The sequence below is a fragment of the Psychrobacter frigidicola genome (assembly GCF_007997305.1).
GTDB classification, from domain to species: Bacteria; Pseudomonadota; Gammaproteobacteria; order Pseudomonadales; family Moraxellaceae; genus Psychrobacter; species Psychrobacter frigidicola.
The window spans coordinates 290,498-314,866 of sequence record NZ_VORZ01000001.1 but is presented as its reverse complement, the minus strand read 5'-3'; the positions used below and the strand labels follow the sequence as shown (position 1 = coordinate 314,866).

General features: G+C 41.6%; 19 protein-coding genes and 1 pseudogene. 11 read left to right on the top strand and 9 right to left on the bottom strand.

What is annotated here, in order from left to right; translation table 11 throughout:
- Positions 1-60: 60 nt before the first annotated feature.
- Complete coding sequence (locus tag ES754_RS01295; protein WP_227677784.1) at positions 61-678, bottom strand: hypothetical protein; 618 nt, start codon at positions 676-678, stop codon at positions 61-63.
- Positions 679-1,724: 1,046 nt separating this feature from the next.
- Between ES754_RS01295 and ES754_RS01285 the strand changes: the two genes are divergently transcribed.
- On the top strand, positions 1,725-1,967 hold the full coding sequence (locus ES754_RS01285) for a hypothetical protein (RefSeq protein ID WP_147221352.1): 243 nt from the start codon (positions 1,725-1,727) through the stop codon (positions 1,965-1,967).
- A gap of 779 nt (positions 1,968-2,746) precedes the next feature.
- On the opposite strand, the gene ES754_RS01280 is transcribed toward ES754_RS01285, so the two are convergent.
- Entirely contained in the window at positions 2,747-4,003 is a 1,257-nt protein-coding gene (locus ES754_RS01280; protein ID WP_147221350.1) for an LD-carboxypeptidase, read from the bottom strand.
- Between the two features lie 584 nt (positions 4,004-4,587).
- Here ES754_RS01280 and ES754_RS12445 point away from each other — a divergent pair.
- Positions 4,588-4,684: pseudogene (locus ES754_RS12445) on the top strand (YkvA family protein); the annotation flags it as partial.
- Between the two features lie 235 nt (positions 4,685-4,919).
- On the opposite strand, the gene ES754_RS01270 reads toward ES754_RS12445, so the two are convergent.
- Positions 4,920-5,225 carry a hypothetical protein gene (locus ES754_RS01270; RefSeq protein ID WP_147221348.1) on the bottom strand — a complete coding sequence of 102 codons (306 nt, stop codon included), beginning with the start codon at positions 5,223-5,225 and terminating at the stop codon, positions 4,920-4,922.
- 84 nt (positions 5,226-5,309) lie between these two features.
- Complete coding sequence (locus ES754_RS01265; RefSeq protein ID WP_147221347.1) at positions 5,310-5,888, bottom strand: hypothetical protein; 579 nt, start codon at positions 5,886-5,888, stop codon at positions 5,310-5,312.
- Between the two features lie 257 nt (positions 5,889-6,145).
- On the opposite strand from ES754_RS01265, the gene dnaQ reads away from it, so the two are divergent.
- From dnaQ to ES754_RS01225, 8 genes are all read left to right on the top strand, one after another.
- Complete coding sequence (gene dnaQ / locus ES754_RS01260; RefSeq protein ID WP_147221345.1) at positions 6,146-7,744, top strand: DNA polymerase III subunit epsilon; 1,599 nt, start codon at positions 6,146-6,148, stop codon at positions 7,742-7,744.
- A gap of 144 nt (positions 7,745-7,888) precedes the next feature.
- Positions 7,889-9,571: a hypothetical protein gene (locus tag ES754_RS01255; RefSeq protein WP_147221343.1), complete on the top strand. Its 1,683-nt coding sequence runs from the start codon at positions 7,889-7,891 to the stop codon at positions 9,569-9,571.
- Between the two features lie 157 nt (positions 9,572-9,728).
- Entirely contained in the window at positions 9,729-10,781 is a 1,053-nt protein-coding gene (gene nudC, locus ES754_RS01250; protein WP_147221341.1) for an NAD(+) diphosphatase, read from the top strand.
- 114 nt (positions 10,782-10,895) lie between these two features.
- A complete protein-coding gene (locus ES754_RS01245) occupies positions 10,896-11,783 on the top strand; it encodes an RnfABCDGE type electron transport complex subunit B (protein WP_147223161.1) in 888 nt (295 codons plus the stop codon).
- Between the two features lie 136 nt (positions 11,784-11,919).
- A complete protein-coding gene (gene nth / locus ES754_RS01240) occupies positions 11,920-12,615 on the top strand; it encodes an endonuclease III (RefSeq protein WP_147221339.1) in 696 nt (231 codons plus the stop codon).
- Between the two features lie 395 nt (positions 12,616-13,010).
- Complete coding sequence (metK, locus tag ES754_RS01235) at positions 13,011-14,177, top strand: methionine adenosyltransferase (protein ID WP_147221337.1); 1,167 nt, start codon at positions 13,011-13,013, stop codon at positions 14,175-14,177.
- Between the two features lie 357 nt (positions 14,178-14,534).
- Complete coding sequence (locus ES754_RS01230) at positions 14,535-14,831, top strand: DUF3144 domain-containing protein (RefSeq protein ID WP_227677984.1); 297 nt, start codon at positions 14,535-14,537, stop codon at positions 14,829-14,831.
- Positions 14,832-15,042: 211 nt separating this feature from the next.
- Positions 15,043-15,384 (top strand): hypothetical protein, encoded by a 342-nt coding sequence (locus ES754_RS01225; protein WP_147221333.1) that lies wholly within the window; start codon positions 15,043-15,045, stop codon positions 15,382-15,384.
- Between the two features lie 135 nt (positions 15,385-15,519).
- On the opposite strand, the gene ES754_RS01220 is transcribed toward ES754_RS01225, so the two are convergent.
- The 4 genes from ES754_RS01220 to ES754_RS01205 all read right to left on the bottom strand — a co-directional run bounded on the left by ES754_RS01220 (position 15,520) and on the right by ES754_RS01205 (position 23,257).
- Positions 15,520-17,175 carry a BCCT family transporter gene (locus ES754_RS01220; protein ID WP_147221331.1) on the bottom strand — a complete coding sequence of 552 codons (1,656 nt, stop codon included), beginning with the start codon at positions 17,173-17,175 and terminating at the stop codon, positions 15,520-15,522.
- A 213-nt stretch (positions 17,176-17,388) separates the two neighbouring features.
- Entirely contained in the window at positions 17,389-19,038 is a 1,650-nt protein-coding gene (locus tag ES754_RS01215) for a BCCT family transporter (RefSeq protein WP_147221329.1), read from the bottom strand.
- A 315-nt stretch (positions 19,039-19,353) separates the two neighbouring features.
- Positions 19,354-21,951, bottom strand: a complete 2,598-nt coding sequence (gene clpB / locus ES754_RS01210) for an ATP-dependent chaperone ClpB (RefSeq protein ID WP_147221326.1) — start codon at positions 21,949-21,951, stop codon at positions 19,354-19,356.
- Between the two features lie 190 nt (positions 21,952-22,141).
- Positions 22,142-23,257 (bottom strand): DNA topoisomerase IB, encoded by a 1,116-nt coding sequence (locus tag ES754_RS01205; RefSeq protein ID WP_147221325.1) that lies wholly within the window; start codon positions 23,255-23,257, stop codon positions 22,142-22,144.
- Between the two features lie 217 nt (positions 23,258-23,474).
- Between ES754_RS01205 and ES754_RS01200 the strand changes: the two genes are divergently transcribed.
- Positions 23,475-23,930, top strand: a complete 456-nt coding sequence (locus tag ES754_RS01200; protein WP_147221323.1) for a GNAT family N-acetyltransferase — start codon at positions 23,475-23,477, stop codon at positions 23,928-23,930.
- Between the two features lie 136 nt (positions 23,931-24,066).
- Here ES754_RS01200 and ppnP read toward each other — a convergent pair whose 3' ends face one another.
- Positions 24,067-24,351: a pyrimidine/purine nucleoside phosphorylase gene (gene ppnP / locus ES754_RS01195; RefSeq protein ID WP_147221321.1), complete on the bottom strand. Its 285-nt coding sequence runs from the start codon at positions 24,349-24,351 to the stop codon at positions 24,067-24,069.
- Positions 24,352-24,369 lie beyond the last annotated feature (18 nt).

The window sequence follows — 24,369 nt, the reverse complement described above, 5'->3', positions numbered from 1 at the left end:
CCTCTCATATTGAAAAAGGGCGATACAGATTGGATAAATTGCACTTTAAGAAATAGCCAGTTAAGACTGAGCTTCGTCTAAAGCTTTATTAATGCCTTTCACAATACGATCTTGGCGGCGAATATCTTGGATAGTCAGATGAGGGACGCCCACATACCAACCCGCTGCGGTGATTTGATGGTCCAAAATAAACTGCTTTACACTTGGGTCTTTAATCCCAGGCCAGCCTTGGACACTACCGAATAATATGTCCATTAGCGCAGGAATTTTGGTCGCAAAGTCGTCAATATAAGGATCCCAATCGCCATCATAGGCGGTACAAAACAGCACTCTACTGTCATCGTCTAGGAACACAAAGCGTAAGTCATGGAGCGTTCCAACCCGCGTCGCACCCTCTAAATTACCGCCAGCGATTTCTAAAACCTTTCTTAGACGTTTAGCACCGCCTTCTTTTAATGGTGCAATGACAGTTAGCTCTGACACCTTACCTGACTTCAGACCTTTTTCACCGGTAGTGGTAGTTGAGTGATCATAACCATCATTACCGCCTTCTTTTAAATTGGCTATCAGTAGCTCAGCACGAAGCTTAAAATCATCAATGGATTCAGTAATTTTATCTTTTAGATCTTCACTGTTATCGATGATATGCTGTTTTTTATTTTTAGATGTGTTACTCATAATAGCCGCCCTTATAGTTATCTTTTTTTGATGATCTTATTAATTATATTATTTAACGCCACTCTCAACTTCTTAGAAACGCTTATGTTTATTACCCTAACGAATATAACAAACGACTTAAAACAGAGCAATTCACCTTAACAAAATAAAGCATATGTTGAGCAATGGAGTGAGAAAGTTACAAGGTGTTTCCCGCTCCAAATACTTAAAAAGCCTCACTGTGAAGTGAGGCTTTTTTTGTCCTGTTTTTAGTGCTGAACATATCTATTTTGGGTATACCCAAAATAGACCCACTAAAATAATTTTTAATTTCAAGTTCTGTTAACTTTAATTTGTCATAGTCACCAAGCCAAACATCATTATCATCTGCAATGCATGTCAATCATGTAATTTTGTTGACTAAACTATCTACTACAAGTTTTCTTAGACTGACTAATCTTGCCGTTCTTACAGACAAACTTACCATCCTTGCAATGCGACACTCCACCCATCTTTCCAGAACAAGGATAATTTCTAGCATTAGCTTCCATCATTGGAGCCATCATTAACATAGAAACAAGAAATGCTGACCACATTTTAATAAGCGACAACCTTAATAAGCAAAGAGTATAAATCCGAACAATACCACTGCGAAACGCTTTCATCAATAATTATTTGATTTATGTTTACTACTGTTTATATAATCCTATGTTGTCCTTAGAGAGCTTCTAGAGGTTTTGGCATAGGTGGATAGAGATCGTTTATAAGGATAATGTCACCACCTCAAACACAGTCTAAAACGTAAGTGACTTTTGCATAATGCGGTATAAATTGCGGTATATTCCAAGCAAAGAAAACCGATAGCTATACTTAGCAAAACTAACAGCCTACGGTTTACCTCCTTGAATAGAGTCACACCCAAAAAACAGATTGATGCCTGTATAGTGGATAAATCGCAATATACCGCTCATTACATAGTTTTAACCTTTTATCTGTTTTTTAAACTATCTGTTTTTTAAAGATTTTCATAGGTATACTATTAAGTTTTTCTTAATTGGATAGAGGTTATGATAAGTACAGGTGATAACCTACTATGTATATTTGGTAATGATTTTTATGTTGAAGGCGGTGTCTACACTGTAGGCGATTATATAAATTCAAAATTTTTTGAAGTAATGACAGGTGATAATGACGAGTGTTGGTATGCTAAAGCAGAGTGTGCAAGTGATTGTATAAATATTCGCTTTAACTCAATAAACGATGCTTGTTTTGAGCACCACACTTGTTCAGTAGAGATAAAATCAATTTAAGGTATTTTTGAGCAGCTAATCACCATTAGTAAATATTTCGTCAAACGAAAAAAAACACTGCATACCAATCAAATACAAGCCCACTTGATATGTGATATGTGGATTTTTTATTGTCTGATGATTATAAAAAAGGCGCACTAAAAGAGCTGATTTAATCGATGTACAAATCTATTGTTGGCACCCTCGTTCGTATAGAACAAAAACTAAAACAAGAAATGCCGTAAACACTGGGTCTACAGCTGACAGTTTACTTCCTACCATGACCGTCCACACTCAAAAACTAGGTAGGTAAAATGCTTATATGGGTTGCACTTTATATTATTATTTGTTTGTTCTTTAGGTGGCTTATATTCTCTAATTCTAATATGGCACATAGACTTGGTTCTTGGGGTTGGACTCCAGACCAAAACAAACTCTACTTTTCAATTATGTGGTTGTTCTCAACTTTTATATTTTTATTTGGTATGTTCAATAGTAGTTTTCGTAACTCTTTTTTATTAGAGTATTTACTCTAGACGCATCTCAAGCAATGGGGATTGGATATTCCACCGCCCAAAGTTGGACTTTAAAAACTTCACAACCTAGTCAAAAATACTTCGAGTTGATCGCAACAAGTACACCCATAAGTACACTGAGTAAACCCATCAAACAACATTACCTTATTAATCAATAATTTACACTACATGTTCAAGTCCTAACTGGGGAACCATTATAGCAGTACAAAAAATACCGTTAACAGCTCATTGTTAACGGTATTTTTTGTACTGCTTATTTTTTAGCTATCCTGTCTGCCACAATCCTGCACTATTGATAGTGTTTGCCTGAATAGTCGGATAATCTGTGAAACTTAATGTATACCCACCTTGCATATTTAGACTAATTTGACATTGAGCCCCTAATGGGAAGCTGTGCTTACGTTCAATATGACCGAAACTCATGCCGCTGTAGATGGGCAAGCCGGTCAGCTTATGCAATTGACGGATAACGGTTGCCACATCATAACGCGCATCGTAACTGTCCTCACCCGTACCTGACAGTGCACCAAATACGATGGCTTGTTGGCCTTTAAAAACACCTGACAAGTACAAGTTATACAGCATGCGCTCAATACGATAAGGCTGCTCGCCGACATCTTCTAAGAATACGATGCCACCATTAATACGCGGCAGGTACGGACTGCCTGCTAGCGCTGAGACCACGCTTAAATTACCACCCCAAATTGTTCCGTTCAGTGTTTGAGCTTCATCGTCTGCTAGAATAATTGGTAACTGCTTACTGGTTAAGTCCACACTTTGAACACTGATATTCAAATTAGGATTGCTTAATGCTGCCACAAACTGACGGCAGCTAACGTCATCCGGCTTGGTTTTCCCAAACTCGCTATACAGCATGGGTGCAGCAAGCGAGCTCATCCCCCCTTTTGCAAGCAGGGCACATTGAATGGCCGTGACATCACTAAAGCCGGCCAGTATCGTACCACGCTCTTGCATAATACGACCTAATGTCTGCCAATCAATCAGTGGCAGCAAACGCATTGCGCCATAGCCACCACGTACACCAAGCAATAGTTTTGGCGCCGCAATAGCACCGGTCGCAATATTTTGTAAATCACTCGCCCGCTGGCCATCTGTACCAGCAAAGCGCAGATACTGGCGACTAACGATAGTAGGGTTCGCCACCTTAAAACCAGCACAAGCCAAGCGCTGTAATGCCAATTGGTTGCGCGCGTCATTGCTGCCGACATTGGAGCTGGCAAACAGACGGGTCTCAATAGTAGGTATCGCGCACTTTAGTGTGGGTGGTATAGTCGGTAATACATAACTATCGTTACTCGATGACATGGGTAAATCGTCTTTAGTAAAGCGTGTGTTGGCGACCGCACTCTCTTTTGTAGTGGCCAACGCCTGTGTCATACTTTGCGCCACCAACAAACCCGCCCCTGTCCCAATTTTGGTTAAGAACTTCCGACGGCTGAAAGCAGAATTTACGGTTTTATCTGTCAAAGGTTGCTGTAACCTCTGTTTAATTGCTCGCATGTTGCACCATTACTTTTAAATTATTACTTTTAAATTATTACTTTTAAATTATTACTTTTAAATCACTGCTTTTAGGTCATTGCCTTAAAAAAACCTATCATGAGAACTTTTACAGCATCGCTTACTCAACTGCAAATACAATAGTAAAGCCTTTATTAAATGTGAACTCTTCGATCGCATAAAATATAATTATTGTCTGCACATTAACTAGCTTCGGCTACCGACGTACAACAAATAAAAGATAATGACGTTTGGTATGCCGCTATGCTTGCTATAGTATAGACTCGATAATTAATCAACAATAAGGAATAATGATAATGACGGATAAAAAGAAAGACGATACTAATCTTAGCAACAACATGCTTTATAACGATAAAATGAATGATGTCAAAGAAAGGATGCAGAACAACGTACGAGAGAAAAAACTACTGGAAGCCGATTTTGCGCACATTCTTGAAGAAGAAGAAAGACTGAGAGAAAAGCTAAAAGAGAGTACCCATCTTGAGCGCTTTACCACTGACGTGACGCTATTCATAAGCTTGGTTAAGGATTACTCTCAAGGTAATTACCGTGACATTCCTTATAAAACCATATCAGCCGTGGTCTTAGGTTTACTCTATATTCTAAACCCTATAGATATCATTCCAGACTTCATCCCAGTCATTGGCTATATTGATGATGCTATCGTTATCGGCTTCTGTTTAAAAATGGTCGAAAAAGATTTGCTAAAGTATCAAGCGTGGAAAAATGTCCAATCTTCTACAGAATCTAGCACTATAGACAAAGAAGCTTAAAAACTGCGCTGTATAAAAAGCAGTTTGACAAAATAATTTAAGCTTGAAATTTAATCCTAATGAAAAGTGTCGTTATTTTAAAACAGCATGTTTATCTTAAAATAATTGAGTCATGTTACAAGCTAGTCTGGGACATCATAACGCACTTTTTCTGGATTAAGCCCAAATGAATAGACAAAGGTCGCCACAGCGCTATTCATCAGAATAAAAGGCAAATCAAGGGTCACATGACCCAGCAAATAACGCCCTATCATCCAAGAAACAATCAGCATAATAATAAAAAACCCACCTAAGTATCCCAAAATAGCCGGATGCTTTAGATTGTAAGGCTGCGCGGGCGCCACTTGTTTGTCCAATACATAAGTGCGTATCGCCCAACCCGCTGCATAAGAGAACCCACCTAACACCACATAACTGAAAAAATTCATATCATTTGACCATGCTGTTATTAATTAACTGCGGATTAACTACCCGCTTACTATTTGCCCTTTACTGCCTAACAATTTCAGATATTAAAGTTCTTTAGTATTGCGTACATTATCAATCTTAATATTAGCGTGCGGATTGGCTAAAATGTCGGTGTTTACCTCATCGCACTCTACCCGATAAATGGTGTTTGCCCCTTTATAAATATAAGATAAGTATTCACTATCGAGTAGCGGATCAATATTGGCATAAACTGGTTTGACATGGGCCATCACCAGTACTCTATCAGGACGCCCAATGACCGCATCGACATTATCAGGATCAATAGAGAAGTATTTAGAAATATCGCTGTTATCAAGAACCTCTAACGGCTCAGGCGTATCCCAAACACGATTGGCGCTGGCAGGCTCTTTCATCTGCATGACCCATGCGCCATTTTGCTCACTGACTTTGATTTGGGCGGGCTCGTCATTACTGACGGTATAGCATCCTTCAAATATAGATAAATCGGGCTTGGTGGCAGTAATGTTACTATCTGCTGTCGTAGTCGATTTATTGTTATCGCTACTGTCACAACCCACCAAAAATAACGCACTGCAAGCGGTAATACTGACCGCGAGAATGGATAGCTTTTTACTAATAATGTCTGTGCGTCTGCTCATCATAAGATCATCCTGCATGAATGCGTTAAAATATTTTACTATCACTGTTATTTTAACAGAAAATTAGGGCACTGCTATTTTGATATGTGATTTTGCAGTTTTATTTATATAGTGAGAATGCCCATGATTGCAGCAGATTTGTTATAATCACGCACAGTAAACTCTGTATCATTTAAACACTATAATAACGTTTGAACCCTGCTCTGAAAAGAGCGCCTGTTTACTCCCCATCGAGCCCTTTATTAAGCCAATGAGTTTTTATGTCAGACACCTTTATTCCGTCAGCACAAACCGCAAAAAACACCACTGTTAATCCGCTTGCCGCTAAAACGAACACCACGGTGGCTTATACCGATGGCGCTTGTAAAGGCAACCCCGGTGCGGGTGGTTGGGGCGCGCACCTAATATTTAGCGATGGGCAAACGCAAGATTTATATGGCGGTGACAAGGAAACCACCAACAATCGCATGGAGCTGATGGGTGCAATTCAAGCGCTCAAGCACAGTCCGCGCGAACTAAAACTTGAAATTTGGACAGACTCAAGTTATGTCAAAAAAGGCATTACCGAGTGGATTGACGGTTGGAAAAAAAGAGGCTGGAAGACGGCCAGTAAAAAACCAGTTGCCAATCAAGACTTATGGCAGCAGCTTGATGCGCTTTGCCGAGCACGCGATGTTGACTGGTACTGGGTAAAAGGGCATGCTGGTCACGCTGGTAATGAAAAAGCGGACGAGTTGGCTAACCTCGGCGTTACTTCTAGTAGCGATAACTCATTAAGCAATAATAATTATTCATCCGTTGCTACGAATGACCCTATGACTAAAAAAAAAGAGCACATAATGTCTGATAATAACCCCATAGTAAATCATAGCGACTGGCTTCTGGATGACCCACTCGGTTTAAATATGATGGATGATGAGTCAGTTTATGATTTTCCGGTGCACGCTCATGACGACATTTTAGTAGAACTGCCTTTCAGTCAACCAAGTGCCAAGTTGAATAACGCCATAAAACAGACGAGTGCTCATACGATGACAGTAGATAGCTTGACCACAGATAGCAGTGCATCCAATACGTCAGAGGACTTGCCACAATTTGATGGCGATACCAGCCGCGCCAATCCGTATTTTCGCCCATTATTACCCAAGCCTATTCATCGCCATGAAGCCAATCGACAGCTAATCATGGATACCGAAACTACAGGACTCGACCCGCTTAAAGGCGACCGCGTTATCGAAGTCGGTATTGTAGAGATGATCGACCGCAAATTTACCGGCGAAAAGCTTCATGTTTATATTAATCCACTACGTGGGATGGATGAGGTGGTCATCCGTATTCATGGTATCTCTGAGGCGTTTTTAACCGATAAGCCAACCTTTGATCAAATCGCTCAACCTTTATATGAGTTTATGGATGGCGCAGAAATCATTGCCCATAATGCCTCATTTGATATGGGCTTTTTGAATATGGAATTTAACAAAGTAGGGATGACAGATTTTGCCCAACGAGTTCAGGTTACCGACTCTTTAATAATGGCAAAGCAGCAATATCCTGGGCAGAAAAACACCCTTGATGCGCTAGTACGCCGATTAAATGTGGGCAAGCAAGACCGTACCTTTCACGGCGCTTTATTGGACTCAGAAATTTTAGCTGAGGTTTATTTAGCGATGACCGGTGGTCAGGTGTCTTTAGCAATTGAAGAAGACAGTCACTCTGACAGCGGACGCACAACTCATGCCCGTTTTGCCGATCTTGCAGCGTTATTATTGGAATCCACTACCGACAGCACCGCCAATCAAAGCTGGTTTGCAAGCTTGGTAGATGAATATCCAGAGCTTAAAAACAAGGTTACGCACTGAAAGTCAGGGACTGATAAGTATTACAAATTTCATTAAAAAATATAAACTTAATTTGAATGTGTTTCTTATAAAAAACGGTGGTATAAACTCCGCCTTTATGATTATAAATAACTTATATTATCAGCATATTATGGATAAATTATTATGAGCCAGTCTGAACAAGTCACGTTAACCACCCCTACTTTGAGTATCACTAACTTCGACTTGCCCTCATTACATTTATTACATGATGAAATTATAGTCACCCTAAAAGATACAGAGACGCACTTAAGCGAATTTAATGATGATAAAGAACAAGCGCCATTATTATTAGACTCTATTGGTGTCTTAACCCAATTGTCTCGTATCTTTGAGCTCATCTCTCTTGGTGGCGGGCAAGTGTTAAGTTCTGCTATTGTACATGGCTTACAACAGCTCTATAACAGCGGCGATAATAATAATACGGCGCTGATTATGGACTTGTCGGAGGCGATCATGACCCTTGACCGCTATATTGAGTTTGTACTGTTGACTGAAACAGTCGAGCCGACGTTACTGCTACCGATTATTAATAAATTAAATCGGTACGGGTCGCAGACGAATATTGCCGAGGACTATTTTGCTGACTTTGGTACGGGTAGCGTCATTATCGCCAACCCTGAGCAAAACTTTCAGCCATTAAGCGAGTTGAACCTTGATACCAAGCTAATGACCAATGCCTTTCGCAGTGGTTTTTCAGTAGCGCTCACGCATAAAAATGGGGCAATCTCTGCTGAGGATAAGCAGAAATTGGTTGCTATGAGCGCTGCATGTGAACTGATTGCTGCTCACTCTAGCAGATTATTTTGGCAAGCAGCTTCAGCAGCAGTTACCGATATTGAGGCGATTTTACCGTTAAGTCTCAGCCAAAAACATACGCTGGTTTATTTAGAGCAGCAGTTTCATAATTACTTACCTATAATGGACGCCAAATTTGCCGAATTGGTTAGTTTGGCCTGTCAGCGTGATGGGCAACAAGCGCATAGTATCCGCGCGCAATATGCTGTTAACCGATTAGATGGACCGCAGCGTGAACAGCTGAAGCGTTTTTTATTCGGCCCTAACCGTCAGGTGACAGACACGTTAAATGACTTAATTCAAGCTCAAATCTACACGATCAAAGAAAAAGTTGACAGTTACGCACGTGGCGGTTCGCTGAATCCATTAGCCCTACAAACTTCGCAAATAGCCGATGAGCTGGTCGAGCTGAGCTCAACCCTACGCTTACTAGGATTAAGTACAGCAGCCACGGCGCTGCATACTGCAGGAGAAGCGGTAGCAAAATGGCAAACCCCGACTCCAAATGACTTTGACCATCTACTACTCGCGTTGATGAGTGCGGAAAATGCGACCATCGCTATGGCAAAAATGCATACACCAGGGATTGTAAAACTACCGCTGAATAATAAAGATATTTCTTTACATCAGCTCGATACGGCTTATGATACTTTGATTCAAGAAAGTCGTACCACTATTGCCAGTGCTGAACAGGCGCTAAACGACTATTTAGCCGATGCCAATCGCGATGTGCTCAACATTCAAAACATTCCAGAGATGATGCGCCAAGTTTCCGGTGCAGTACGTTTCTTACAAATGACCATCTCGGCCAGCATGTTAAGCCAATTGGCCAATTATCTAGAGCAGCGCTTGACTGTAGATTATCCTATTGACGAGCAAATTCTCGCCCATATGGCTGATATTATGATGTCAGTAGACTATCGCTTGAATGGCTTTGAGCACAATCGTCCAGTAAGTAAGCGTACACTAGACCTTGCTCAGCAAAGTTTAAGCCAATTATTAGCCGCTTAATATTTAATAAAATCATTTAAACAACTCTTTATTAATGGATAGTTGTTTAAATGATAATTACCATCCAAATTGCGTTCAAATGAATCATTGATAACGCTCACCTAATTAAACTTATAGACAGTAAGCATGCACGCTGCTGCCTGCTTTGGATTGTGTTATGACTACTGCTTTTGTATTTGATACCGAAACTGTCTTATGTTGCCATACCCCTGATGGTTGGTGGCCAATACAAGTTAAGTTACCGCAGCCAAGCGTTTCTGCCACCCCAAAATTCACTTCTACGAATATTCCTAATATAAGCGTTGAGAGCACGCATAGCACTGCTCCTAATGTTGCTGCCGATAGTATTGATGTTATTAATGCCTATCAGCTTGGCTGTGTCGAACTTGCTGAGAGTCTAGGACCCAGCGACTGCTCAGACAAAGATTTAGAAACTGCTGAAAACACTTTAGAAAGTACGTTAGAGAATACCCTAAAGAATAAAACAGCACCTGCCACTAGGGCAATTACTCATAATTATGCTATCAATAATAATATTGCCCTTCCTAAGATAACAACAAATTTAGACAGTTCAGCTAATGTAGACAGTGCGGTATTTATTTCATACCGTCAGTTAATAACCCACTTGCCCGTTGCCTTAGCCGCGCAACTGAGCCAAGCGATACAACTGCTACGCTGGCAAGCTGATACGCAGTTCTGTAGCCGCTGTAGTGCGCCGGTCAGCAGTGCTCAATTTGCTGAGCGCTCGATGGTCTGCGCAGTATGTCGCCTGCGCCAGTATCCACGCGTGCAGCCGTGTGTTATCACTGCTATTACTCGACCCAATCCTTTAACAGGTGAGATGCAGATTTTACTGGCGCATCATCATCGTTATGGCACACAAAGCGCGCCTCTACAATATGGGCTGATTGCAGGCTTTGTGGAAGTTGGTGAAAGCTTGGAGCATGCTGTGGTACGGGAAGTAGCTGAAGAGGTTAGCATTAGCTTAACCGATATTCGCTATGTGAGTAGCCAGCCGTGGCCATTTCCCTCTAACTTAATGCTAGGCTTCCGGGCAACTTATGCGGGCGGAGATATTTTGGTACAAAAAGATGAGCTATCGCATGCTGAATTTTTTGATATCTCAAACTTGCCAAAGATACCATTTAAGGGCAGTATTGCTTATGATTTAATCGCCCAGATTTTGCATGAGCAAGGCGTTTGTCTTTAGGCATTCGTTATAACGTTTAACTTTTATTAATGTTTGTTGCTATTATAATGAACACTTGATATGTTCACTTTTTTATACCAGCCTATTTTGACTGATGTTAAGGCCAGTAATTACATGCCCAGTACTGTACATACCACCGCACGCGCCACTACACATGCTCGTTTAACTAATCTGCCAATATTATTTGATACGTTAGCGCTTGACACCTTACCTATTGACGTACAGCAACAAATTGCGCGCATTGATGCGTGTCTGCCGCAAACCCAATGTGGTCTTTGTGATCATCCAGACGGTTGCTTGCCTTACGCTGCAGCTATCGTTATGGATGGTGAACCTTATAATAAATGTGTGCCCGGTGGACAGCCTGTGACAGATGCCATTGCGCAGATTATTGCTCCGAATGCCTTAGTTAATTTGAGTGACAGTATCAGTCATGATAAAGAGCGCCTCATTGCTGCTCCTTCAAAATGGTCAATAGACAACACCTCGCAGCGCCCTCAAGAAGTCCGTGCAATTATCCGTGAAGATGATTGTATTGGCTGCACCAAATGTATTCCTGCTTGTCCAGTCGATGCGATTGTTGGCACCGGTAAACATATGCACACTATTTTTACCGATTTGTGTACGGGCTGTGAGCTATGTATAGCGCCCTGCCCAGTTGACTGTATCGACTTAGTCATTATTGAGCGCGAGCTAACAATATCTGAGCGCGAGCAAGAACAAGACGATCTGCGTCAGCGTTATCATACTCACCTCAAACGCGTTACTGAGCAGCTTGCAGACAGCAGCAATGCAAAGCCGGTAGTCAGTATGGTCGAGGCCAAATTGAATAACGCCACCAGCCAAATGCTCGACATCTCTGAGCAACAAGCAAAAGATACCATCGCTGCAGCGAAACTGCGTAGTAAAATTAAGAGATTAGAGAAACAGCTAAGCGTACGTGAAAATTCAGTAAAACAAGCGGAACTTGAGACGCTGCAAGCAGAACTTGCGCAACTATAAAGTTGAATTAGCTTGGAAAAAACATAGTGTTATAAACGACTCTCTTCTATTTTTAACGACCTACAACTTTTTAAAACATGCTGACTTAAAACAAAAACAACTTAAAAATTTAGCTAACAACGATAGCCAAAATGCCATGAGTAAAACTGTCAAACATAAAACTGCCGATACCCCACCATCACGGCGCATGCCCAATCGTGATGTACACCCCTTTTTTGAAAAGCTAGCGGCCACGATTGATGAGCCAGTTACTGAGCTGCATTATAAAAGTAACTTTGAATTGCTCATTGCCGTGATACTTTCAGCCCAAGCAACCGATATCAGCGTTAATATTGCCACTAAGCAGCTATATCCAGTTGCCAATACGCCTGAGTCCATTTTGGCATTAGGTGAGGAAGCACTTAAAGCGTATATTAAAAATATTGGCCTATATAATGCTAAAGCTAAAAATGTTATCAAAACTTGCCAAGCTTTAATCGATAACTTTGACAGTACTGTCCCTGATAACCGTCAAGACTTAGAGTCGCTAGCGGGTGTTGGCCGTAAGACGGCTAATGTGGTATTAAATACAGCCTTTGGGCAACCCACTATGGCAGTTGATACTCATATCTTTCGAGTAGGCAATCGTACAGGACTGGCAACGGGCAAAAACGTATTAATTGTTGAGCAAAAACTGGTAGAGCGTATTCCAGAGGAGTTTATGCTGGATGCTCACCATTATTTAATTTTGCATGGTCGCTATACTTGTCAGGCGCGCACGCCCAAATGCGGCGCATGTCCGGTGTATAACGAGTGTATGTTCAAGGACAAAGCCGCCTTTGTAGCAATATAATTACTAGCGAATTATTGGTTAAGTTTGACTATAACAAACACCTTATTGAGTATTACTTATAATAGCTTAAGCCCTGCTCACTAGAGTTTTGCGACTTTTCAAGGTAGAATAAGGCTATTTTACGTTAAGATGTCTTAGCCATAAATACGATATTGATAAGGTGATAACCGTATAAATAACGGTAGCTGAGCGTTAGTTTTATCACGATTGCCCTGCGTTAAAACCACAGAAACTTAACAATATACTTATTAGCTTCTAATTATGCAGAACAGTAAACAAATTAAACAATACCAATTACCTGCCGCGTAAATAATTGCACGGCCGATATTAATTAAAGCGGCGCTCAGACGTTATGCTTTTTCCTACTTTTATTGATTCAATTAAGCGACCCCATTATGCGTGAATACAGTTTATTTACCTCAGAATCCGTAAGCGAAGGCCATCCTGATAAAATGGCTGATCAAATCTCAGATGCCATTCTCGATGCTATTTTACGTGAAGACTTGAACGCACGTGTTGCCTGCGAAACTTTAGTCAAAACAGGTGCCGTAGTATTAGCCGGTGAAATTACAACCACCGCCAACATCGACTTTGAACGCATTGTCCGTGATACGGTCAATGGCATTGGCTACCACCATTCAGACTTAGGCTTTGATGGCGAGACTTGCGCCGTCATCAATATGCTGGGTAAGCAATCTCCTGAAATTGCCCAAGGTGTGGACCGTGCTGACCCTGAAGAGCAAGGTGCTGGTGACCAAGGCCTCATGTTTGGTTATGCCAGTAATGAAACCGACGTTCTCATGCCAGCGCCAATTGAATATGCGCACCGCTTAATGGAGCGTCAATCGCAACTGCGCCGTGCTGGTGAGCTGCCGTGGTTACGTCCCGACGCTAAAGCCCAAGTTACCCTTAAATATGACGGCAACCGCCCAACTGCTATCGATGCCGTCGTATTATCTACGCAACATGATCCTAGTATCTCGCAAGCCGATTTACAAGAAGCGGTAATGGAAACTATCATCAAGCATGTTTTGCCAGCCGAATTATTACATGCTGGAACGCGCTACCATATTAATCCAACGGGTAAGTTTGTCATTGGCGGCCCTGTAGGAGACGCCGGACTTACTGGTCGTAAAATTATCGTGGATACTTATGGCGGTATGGCACGTCATGGCGGCGGTGCATTCAGTGGTAAGGATCCTTCTAAAGTTGACCGTAGCGCCGCTTACGCCGTACGTTATGTTGCCAAGAACCTTGTCGCGGCAGGTATTGCGGATCGTTGTGAAGTCCAAATCAGCTATGCCATTGGTGTGGCTGAACCGACCTCAATTTCGGTCAATACTTTTGGTACCAGCAAAATTAGCCACGAAGAAATTATTCGCCTGATTCGTAAGCATTTTGATCTGCGCCCTTATGGACTTACCCGCATGCTTAATCTATTACAGCCCATGTATCAACAAACTGCCAGCTTTGGACATTTTGGTCGTCCAGGCTCTGACACTGCTTTTACGTGGGAAAAAACAGATAAAGCAGAAATCCTAAAAGCGGACGCTGGTCTGTAACTAAAATTAGCTATTATAATGAATAGCTATAAACGCTAGTGAGCAACAAATAAAAGCCGCACTTCATAGCAGCATAATGCTTAAATAGAAGTCCGGCTTTTATTTATTGTTCATATATCTAAGTTACACTTTTATATTAGTGTTTCTACCTTTAAGCGTTACTATTACTTCAATACAATATTTCAATACATGATTGTGATACATAGTTGTGATACTTAGTTTTAACAAACCACTTTATAAATCCACCTACCTTACCCTTACCCTTAATAGGAATAGCTTATGTCTGAAGATAACCTTGCAAGCCTTAATGACAAAAACAATGCAGCTGTTGAAGCAAACGTTGAGATTACCCCTGAAATGCAAGGCTTTTATCAACGCGCCGATGCTATTATTGGGATGGCTAATAGCCAGTTGGGTTCTGATGCGCATTCAGGCCAAGTCGGTGCCTCTTTACTGTATGCTGCCGCCCGCTATAGTGCCTCTGTCGCCTCAATTGGTTTTGTAAAAGGAGACGACTTCGCTAAAGAAAAAGACGATATCGTTGAATTTTATGTGAAGCAATACCGCCAAATGCTCAGTGACAACTTAACGGACTATGCGCAGAATTTTGATCAATACGTACAACTAAATAAAGATGACAAACCTGCTCAATAACCGTTACTTTTTATTTAAATAGCGTCTTTAGAGCGTATTTACTCTGTTAAAAAGCAAAACCCCTAGTCTATTATTGGACTGGGGGTTTTTATTGTGCCAATAAGATAACTATCGTACGGTGTAGTCTTTTATAATCTCACCAATGCGGTATGATTAGAGTTTACCTCTGCTTCTAACAGGACGTTATGACTTTGATAAATAAGGATATCTTATGTTTACTAAAAACTATTCAACCTTGTGGCGGTCGAGCTTTTCATTACTAGGATTGTCGCTTGCGATCACTCTAACCGGCTGTAGTAATATGCCAAGCATTAATGCACCCGATACCACTCCTATTCATACACCCACTACTAATCAGCAAACCTCTAGCGATAAAAATTTTACCAGATGTCCGCCTTATAATCCTGAACAAACCATGTGTACTGCACAATATGATCCGGTCTGCGTTACCGTGAACAATGGGGCAACTATCAGCTACCGAACTGCAGGCAATGCGTGCTCTGCATGCGGCACCACATCGGCGGTAGGTTATGTGAAAGGGCAATGTATATGACCGATATTCTCATGTCAGAACACTATTTCCTTAATAATATTTGGTTGACGACAAATAAATGAGATATACAACCTCACACAAAAACCCCAGCCTAATAAGCTGGGGTCTTTTTATTATTGAAAATTTATTGATTATCTATTCACTAGGGTCTTTAATTTTAGGCGGCCCTGTTAACAGATGCTCATCGACGAACTCATTAGCGGAGTTATGCTCTGCTGATTCCTCAGTGATAAACCATTGCTGATTGCGATATAGAATCAAGCGATCTCGACTTAGGCCGCGCAGTAGTGAATACAGCATCACGACTATCACAATAGCAAATGGGAAGCCTGAGACAATGGATGCCGCTTGCAACGCCCCTAAGCCCCCTGCTGCCAACAATACCGCCGCAATAACACCTTCAGTACCTGCCCAAAATAGACGCTGAATCTTTGGTGGGTTGGCATCACCACCTGAGGTTAGCATATCAATCACAAAGCTAGCCGAATCTGATGAGGTCACAAACCAAAGCACAATCATCACAATAATTAATAGCGTTACGGGCTGAGTTAGCGGATATAGCTCCATTAACTTAAAGATAGCACTACCATAATCAGCCTGCACCGCCTCAATAAGACCTGGGCTAGCCAAATTAGGGTCAGCAGCCGCTAGTAACTCCAGATGTACTGCTGAACCACCAAAGGCTGTAAACCATAAAAATAAAATAGTAATAGGAATTAATAATACACCTAATATAAACTCGCGAATAGTACGACCACGAGAAATACGAGCGACAAACACCCCAACGAATGGCGACCAGCTAATCCACCATGCCCAATAGAAAATCGTCCATGACGACTGCCATTTGTCCACACCAGCATAAGATTCAGTCCAAAGACCTAATGGAATAACCTGATGTAAATAATTACCGATATTTTCAACAAAGCTATTAAAAATAAACTGCGTTGGGCCCAAGATAATCACAAAGCTTAACAGTATAAAGGTGAGGAAAATATTGATATCGCTTAAACGCTTGATACCTTTATCCAATCCCAAAAATAATGAAAGACCTGCCAGCATGGTAATAAAGACAATCAAAATAATTTGTACGGTAATGGTGTTCGGAATACCAAATAAGGTTTCGAGGCCAGAATTAATCTGTAATACCCCAAGACCTAACGTGGTGACCACCCCAAACATCGTACCAAATACAGCCAAAGTATCAACCATGTGACCCCATGGACCGTAGATTTTTTTACCAATCAGAGGATACAAGGTCGAGCGAATAGCCAACGGCAGACCACGGCGATAATGAAAATAGGCTAATGATAAGGCTACCATGCCATAGATTGCCCACACGTGCAGACCATAATGTAAGAAAGAAATATTCATTGCTTGCTTAGCAGAAGCAATGGTTTCCGGCTCGCCGAGTGGTGGCGCCATAAAATGTTGTAGCGGCTCTGCAGTACCCCAATAGAGCAATCCAATACCGATACCGGCTGAGAACAGCATACCAATCCAAGAAATTAGTTTGTATTCCGGTTTCTCTGTCTGATGCCCCAATCGAATATCACCGTATCTACTAAATATTAAGTAAATACTCATGACCAATGCTAAATTAACCACCACAATAAAGAACCAGCCAAAGCGCACAGAAAGGAACTCTTTTGCTTGACCAAATACTTCATTTGCCAACTCATTAAAAAAAGCGCCAAAGATAATAAAGGCAAGAATTAACAGGGCTGAAGATAAAAAAACAGGTTTACTGACGCGTGGAAAGGGTCCTAAGCGCCCAACTTTCACATGATCCATAAGTAGTCTCAATTTTTTGAAGGGCCTACCTTAACAAGATAGTTAATAACTATCAAATCTTAGCAGACGCCTTATGACGTTGAAAACGCAAAAGCCCTGAGGCAGCGTTCTACCTTAGGGCATAGTATTGCAGTAATTTAATTGTTATATTTTAGTAAACAGTTCCTTGGCACACATAACATCAAAAAGGATCTGCCTAGTAACCGGCTTTTTTTAGTCACCTTTGACAATCTTCGGTGGCCCTGTTAACAAATGCTCATCGACGAACTCATTGGCCGAGTTGTGATCCGCCGACTCCTCAGTGATAAAGTACTGCTGCGCCCGATAGAGAATCAATCGATCTCGACTTAATCCGCGTAATAGCGCATACATCATCACAAAAATAACCAACGCAAACGGCAAACCCGCAATAATAGCAGCCGCTTGTAGTGCAGACAGCCCACCAGCTGCAAGTAATATTGCGGCAATTAAACCTTGTGTCGTTGCCCAAAATAGACGCTGAATCTTCGGTGGATTAGTATCGCCGCCCGCCGTCAACATATCGACAACCAGACTGGCTGAATCTGACGAGGTCACAAACCATAGCATAATCATTACTACAATTAGCAAGGTGATGGGCTTAGCCAGTGGATAATACTCAATCAGTTTGAAGATAGCGCTACCAGTATCAGCTTGTACTGCTTCAATGAGTCCAGGGCTAACCATACTAGGATCAGCGCCCGCCAATAACTCCATATTAATAGCAACACCGCCAAAAGTGGTGAACCAAAAAAACAAAATCATCATAGGTATAAGGAGTACGCCAAGCGTAAACTCTCTAATGGTACGACCACGGCTGATACGCGCAATAAATATCCCAACGAATGGCGACCAACTGACCCACCATGCCCAATAGAATATCGTCCAAGCGCTTTGCCAATCTGTACCACTATACGACTCGCCCCATGTGCCTAAAGTAGCAATTCCTGAGACATAATTACCGATATTTTCAATATAACTGTTAAAAATAAATAAGGTTGGTCCCAGCACGACCATAAATATCAACATGATAAGAGTTAGGGCAATATTGATTTCACTTAAACGCTTAACCCCTTTATCCAATCCCATCATAACTGACAATGCTGCCATCGCAGTGACAAAAGCAATCAGCATAAACTGTATGGTAATATTATTGGGAATATCGAACAAACTAGTCAGACCCGAGTTGATCTGCATCACCCCAAGACCCAGTGACGTTACTACCCCAAACATCGTGCCAAATACGGCTAAGATATCAACGGTATGTCCCCATGGACCATAAATCTTCTTACCTAATAGTGGATATAGGGTTGAGCGAATAGATAATGGTAGGCCACGGCGAAAGTGAAAATAAGCCAAGGCCAAAGCGACGATAGTATACAGCGCCCAAGCATGCAAACCCCAATGCAGGAATGATAGATTCATCGCTTGCTTAGCAGCAGCGACGGTTTCAGCTTCCCCAAGTGGTGGTGCCATAAAATGTTGTATCGGCTCTGCAGTTCCCCAATACAGCAGCCCAATGCCGATACCAGCAGAGAACAACATGCTAATCCATGAGAACAAGCTGTATTGCGGTGTCTCAGTTTGAGCACCCAAACGAATGTCACCATAGCGGCTCATGGCCAGATAGATACAGAGTAATAATGCCGCATTGACTAGGATAACAAACATCCAACCAAACTTATGGGTAATAAATTTTTGTAAAAAACTAAATAGCAGGCCCGCAGTTTCGGTAAAGAAAGTTCCAAAAATAATAAATCCGACGATTAATACCATCGATACAATAAACACAGGTTTACTCACCCGTGGAAAAGGGCCCAATCGGCCTACTTTTACCTCATCCATTCTTTGCTCTCATAATATAAGGAGCATCACCTTAACAAATTGACCCTTAATTATCAATTTTTACAAAATAAAACTTGATAAAAACAATGTCTTTATCTCTATAGTATGAGCCTCAAACTTATTACCTTATTTGCCCAGTTGTATAGTACAAAAGACTTAACAAGGAAGATATATAATTTAAAAACGCTCATTATTTCTCAATCATTATTTAGGCTAGTATTTTAAATGTAAATAATAACTCTCAAAAAAACCCGCACTTGCTGAGTCAAATGCGGGGTCGAGTTTGGTAGTGTGATTACAATGGAAAACTTGTCTTTAGCTCATTCTAAGCTTATCAAAGGTCAGTTTATGGTCAGTACCAACATCGACTTTGATGATATCACCGGCGACAAAATCACCAGCCAGTAATTTTAATGAGAGTGGATTTTCAATCTCTTGCTGAATAGCACGTTTTAGCGGACGCGCACCATATACAGGGTCATAGCCTACTTCTACCAGCTGATTCATCGCAGCATCAGATAAGGTAATATCTAGTTCACGCTCTTGCAAACGACTACGCAAGCGTTCCATTTGGATATCAGCGATACCTGCCATTTGTGCTTGACCGAGTGCATGGAAGACCACAATCTCATCAATACGATTGACGAACTCTGGACGGAAATGCTCACCAACTGAATCCATCACTTCCGCTTTAATATCCTCATAGCTCTCGCCAACCATCTCTTGGATTTTATGCGAGCCCAAGTTACTGGTCATAATGATAACGGTATTTTTAAAATCAACGACTCGACCTTGGGAATCAGTCAAGCGTCCATCATCCAGTACTTGTAATAAAATATTAAACACATCTGGATGCGCTTTTTCAACTTCATCAAATAATACAACGCTATACGGCTTACGACGTACGGCTTCTGTCAGCGCACCGCCTTCTTCATAGCCAACATAACCGGGAGGCGCGCCCACTAAGCGACTAACGCTGTGTTTCTCCATATACTCACTCATATCGATACGCACTAGCGAGTCTTCACTATCGAACAAGAAGTTGGCCAAAGATTTAGTCAGCTCCGTTTTACCTACCCCTGTAGGCCCTAAGAATAAAAATGACCCAGAAGGACGGTTGGGATCTGACAAGCCAGCGCGGCTACGGCGTACCGCATTGGCAACGGCTTCTACCGCTTCATCTTGGCCAATAACGCGCTCATGCAATTGGTCTTCCATCGCCAATAATTTATCACGCTCACCCTGCATCATTCTATTAACTGGAATACCCGTAGCAGCGCTGACGACTTCAGCAATTTCGTTATCGGTGACTTTAGTACGCAGCAGCTTGATTTCAATAGGCTCACCGTTTTGCTCTTTTTGCTCTGCTAAATCAAGCTTAGCAATTTGTTTTTCAAGCTCAGGAATGACGCCATATTTCAAACGTGACATCTCAGCAATATCACCTTCTCGAGTCACTTTTTCTAGCTGAATACGTGCTTTTTCCAAGTCTTCTTTATGCTGCTTACTACCTTCAACCAGTGCTTTTTCTGCTTGCCAAATTTCAGTTAAGTCTGCGATCTCTCTTTCTATCTCTTCTATTTGCGCATCTAGTAATTTAGTTTCGGCTTTAGCGCCAGCATCTTCCTCACCTTTGAGTGCTTCACGCTCCATTTTCAGCTGAATCAAGCGGCTATCAAGCTTTCCTAGTGATTCAGGTTTGCTGTCCATCTCCATCCGTAAACGACTGGCGGCTTCATCAATTAAATCAATCGCTTTGTCGGGGAGCTTGCGATCGGTAATATAACGATGGCTCATGCGCGCCGCAGCAATAATAGCGCTATCTTGAATACTGACAGCATGATGGAGCTCATAACGCTCTTTGAGACCACGTAAAATCGCAATGGTATCTTCAACCGTGGGCTCATCGACCAGTACCTTTTGGAAGCGACGCTCAAGGGCGGCATCTTTTTCAATATATTGACGATATTCATCTAAAGTCGTTGCGCCGACACAGTGCAGCTCTCCACGCGCAAGGGCTGGCTTGAGCATATTACCGGCATCCATCGCACCGTCTGCTTTACCCGCACCCACTAAGGTATGCAGCTCATCAATAAATAAGATAACGTTGCCTTCTTGCTTTGATAAATCGCTGAGTACCGCTTTTAGACGCTCTTCAAACTCACCACGGAATTTTGCGCCCGCAATCAAAGCACCTAAATCTAATGACAACACTTCTTTACGGCGCAACCCTTCTGGCACATCGCCATTGATGATTTTTTGCGCTAGGCCTTCAACAATCGCCGTTTTACCAACACCTGGCTCACCAATGAGCACCGGGTTATTTTTGGTACGGCGTGAGAGCACTTGAATGGTACGGCGTATCTCTTCGTCACGACCAATCACTGGGTCAAGTTTGCCAAGTTCTGCTTGTTCAGTCAGGTTAATGGTGTATTTATTTAGCGCATCACGCTGGTCTTCAGCATTTTGGTTATTAACGGTTTCATCACCGCGTAGCTGTTCAATGACCGCTTTTAGCTTAGCAGCAGTCACGCCAGCACTTTCAAATATTTTTTTGGTCTCACCTTGTTCAGCTAAAGCTAACATTACCCATTCAGTCGCGATAAAATCATCGCTTTCTTTTTGTGCTTGGCGATCGGCAAGGTTAAGAATCTTCACTGAGTTCGGGTTTAGATTGACCTCACCTGTTGGCTCGCTAATAGTTGCTTGATTATCAAGTGCTTTAGCAACGCCATTTTTTAGTGCAGGAATAGAGGCGCCTGCCTGCTGACAAATAGACAAATTCGATTCATCTTGTAGCAAAACCGCAAGCAAGTGTACTGGATCAATACCCGTATGATCGCGTCCTAATGCCAAACTCTGTGCTTCTTGAATAGCAGATTGCAGTTTTTGAGTAAATTTATCGAATCTCATGTTTGTGTCCTTTTATAATTAGTATGAGTTAATATGTACAGTAGCACTTTTATTAAGTAACTCTTTTATTAAACAGTGCTCACCGTAATCTATCATTTATATATGGCACTATTAGTGAAATTTCAACTCAAATTTTATAAGTTAAGCTTATAAAACTTATTAATAAGAATGACTCCATGCAAACTTATTCTTATAAAGCTCTTAAAAACCCAAGCAGCGCTTTTTCCTCAGCGCGCTGATATTTCTTAGTGCGTCCACGCCGAGCTTGTTTATAACGCTCAAAAAACTGACCCGCTAAGAACTGTTGAATAATAATAGGGTGAATATAAGAAGAACGACAAACAGCGGGCGTATTGCCCAGCTCGTCAGCGACGTTTTTGACTATTTCTGTCACCAATGAGTAGCGCTCCTTACTGTCCGCCGCGCTGGCTAATGTCTCGCTTCCTGCTGGCGTTTGCAGCTCATCGTATAAATAACTGGCAGCGAGGACACTTGCCATCCATGTGCGAAAGTCCTTGGCGCTGTATAAATTACTGCCGTTGCTACCATTCTTATCGCAAGTATGCTCTCGCAGATAGTTGTTAATATCCGAGCTGTCTACAATTTGTTTATGACCTTGTTCATCTAAATATTTAAAAATCTGATAACCGGGCAGCTCTGAGCACGCTTGTATAATGTCAATTAAGCGCTCATCTTGCAGTTCAATATGATGGGTTTTTGCACTTTTACCAACAAAATCAAAGGCTAAGCCATCATCAGTTCGACTAACATGCTTACTGCGGAGGGTGCTGAGTCCATAGCTTTTATTCAGCTTGGCATAACGACTATTACCGATACGAATTAAAGTGGTTTCCAGCAATTTAACCACAGCCGCAAGAACATTAGTGCGTGATAAAGGCGCGGCATCCAAATCCTGCTCAACCTGAGCGCGCAGGTTTGGTAGCGCTTCTGCAAAGCCTATCATGGCATCAAATTTGGCTTGGTCGCGTACATTGTCCCACAGCGCATGGTACAGATACTGCTTACGTGCTTTATCGTCACGCCCTGTTGATTGTAGATGCCCACTATCATCTTGGCATATCCATACTTCCGACCACATCGGTGGAATTACTAAAGCGTCAAAGCGCTGACGTAAAATTTTATCTTTAACCGTCTTGCCAGTCGTATCACGATAAGTAAACCCACGTCCGTGTCGTCTACGCTCGTAGCCGGGTTCATCGTCGCTCACATAGCGTAAATTGGCACGCTGTGCTAACTGTTCATAATCGTGGCGCAAGTCGTCACTGCTGGTATTTTTATTAATCATGAAATATTCACCTTAGCTTTAAATTATCAACAATTTTAGATATATATTTAGGATAATTAAAACTCATTGTTTTTGCTGTTTATTTGCCAGCTACAATGTGTAAGGCTGTGTAAAATATAAGGGGTTTAAACACCAGTGAGATGACAGATAAAAGCCAGTTAATTTTAAACCTGATTGCTTCAATTTCTTCTATATCCACCTTTAAGCCGAATATACTATGAAAAACAAAACTTCAATAAAAATAGCGCCCCTCTCCAGCGCCAATTACGAAGCTTGGTTACGTCTATGGCAAAGCTATCTCACCTTTTATAACACTAGCTTGCCATTGGAAACCACAAACGCAACATGGCACAATTTAATCGATGACAAAGTATCTATTTATGGATTTGGCGCGTGGAATAATGATGTGCTAGTAGGCATGACTCATGTAGTGCTACATCCCAATACTTGGAATACAACTGAGTGTTGTTATTTAGAAGACTTGTATGTCAATGAGTCTGTACGTGGAAAAGGTGTAGGACGTGCATTGATTGAGTATGTATACGAATTTGCTGCTAAAAAAGGCTGTAATCGTGTTTATTGGCATACGCAAGAAGGCAATACGCCAGCTCGAGCTCTGTATAAAAATATTGCAACTGAAACTGATATGATGCAATACCGCAAAGATTTATAATGGCTAATGTAGTCTAAGCTGTGAATAGTTTTTAACAAATACCAGTTGTTAGTAGCTATTAAGAATTAGCAACCATAAAAAAACGCCAAGCACAGAACACTTGGCGTTTTTTATCATTGGACTTTAGTTTAAGATTCTATTTACCATATACGCATAAATAAGCAGTTTCTATTTCCACTTTAACGTTGAATTTTTTATTGGCCTCAACGGTAAATTGTTGACCGGCATCAAAAGTTTGCCATTCATCACTTTCAGGCAACTTAACCGTTAGTGCGCCGCTAACTACAGTCATGGTCTCAAATTCACTGGTACCGAACTCATAGTCGCCGATTTCCATAACCCCAACGGTAGCTGGCTTAGTTGCCGTTTGAAAGGCAATAGAAGTCACTTTATTATCGAAATAGTTATTAACGCTTAGCATCGTTTTTTCCTTGAAATT

Coding starts and splice junctions, on each gene's coding strand:
- nth (WP_147221339.1), top strand. CDS start 11,920: ATGAGTAAAACTGTCAAACATAAAACTGCCGATACCCCACCATCACGG.
- ES754_RS01245 (WP_147223161.1), top strand. CDS start 10,896: ATGCCCAGTACTGTACATACCACCGCACGCGCCACTACACATGCTCGT.
- ES754_RS01220 (WP_147221331.1), bottom strand. CDS start 17,175: ATGGATCATGTGAAAGTTGGGCGCTTAGGACCCTTTCCACGCGTCAGT.
- nudC (WP_147221341.1), top strand. CDS start 9,729: ATGACTACTGCTTTTGTATTTGATACCGAAACTGTCTTATGTTGCCAT.
- ES754_RS01200 (WP_147221323.1), top strand. CDS start 23,475: ATGAAAAACAAAACTTCAATAAAAATAGCGCCCCTCTCCAGCGCCAAT.
- ES754_RS01285 (WP_147221352.1), top strand. CDS start 1,725: ATGATAAGTACAGGTGATAACCTACTATGTATATTTGGTAATGATTTT.
- ES754_RS01295 (WP_227677784.1), bottom strand. CDS start 678: ATGAGTAACACATCTAAAAATAAAAAACAGCATATCATCGATAACAGT.
- ES754_RS01225 (WP_147221333.1), top strand. CDS start 15,043: ATGTTTACTAAAAACTATTCAACCTTGTGGCGGTCGAGCTTTTCATTA.
- ES754_RS01280 (WP_147221350.1), bottom strand. CDS start 4,003: ATGCGAGCAATTAAACAGAGGTTACAGCAACCTTTGACAGATAAAACC.
- ES754_RS01265 (WP_147221347.1), bottom strand. CDS start 5,888: ATGATGAGCAGACGCACAGACATTATTAGTAAAAAGCTATCCATTCTC.
- ES754_RS01255 (WP_147221343.1), top strand. CDS start 7,889: ATGAGCCAGTCTGAACAAGTCACGTTAACCACCCCTACTTTGAGTATC.
- ES754_RS01215 (WP_147221329.1), bottom strand. CDS start 19,038: ATGGATGAGGTAAAAGTAGGCCGATTGGGCCCTTTTCCACGGGTGAGT.
- clpB (WP_147221326.1), bottom strand. CDS start 21,951: ATGAGATTCGATAAATTTACTCAAAAACTGCAATCTGCTATTCAAGAA.
- ES754_RS01270 (WP_147221348.1), bottom strand. CDS start 5,225: ATGAATTTTTTCAGTTATGTGGTGTTAGGTGGGTTCTCTTATGCAGCG.
- metK (WP_147221337.1), top strand. CDS start 13,011: ATGCGTGAATACAGTTTATTTACCTCAGAATCCGTAAGCGAAGGCCAT.
- ES754_RS01230 (WP_227677984.1), top strand. CDS start 14,535: ATGCAAGGCTTTTATCAACGCGCCGATGCTATTATTGGGATGGCTAAT.
- dnaQ (WP_147221345.1), top strand. CDS start 6,146: ATGTCAGACACCTTTATTCCGTCAGCACAAACCGCAAAAAACACCACT.
- ppnP (WP_147221321.1), bottom strand. CDS start 24,351: ATGCTAAGCGTTAATAACTATTTCGATAATAAAGTGACTTCTATTGCC.
- ES754_RS01205 (WP_147221325.1), bottom strand. CDS start 23,257: ATGATTAATAAAAATACCAGCAGTGACGACTTGCGCCACGATTATGAA.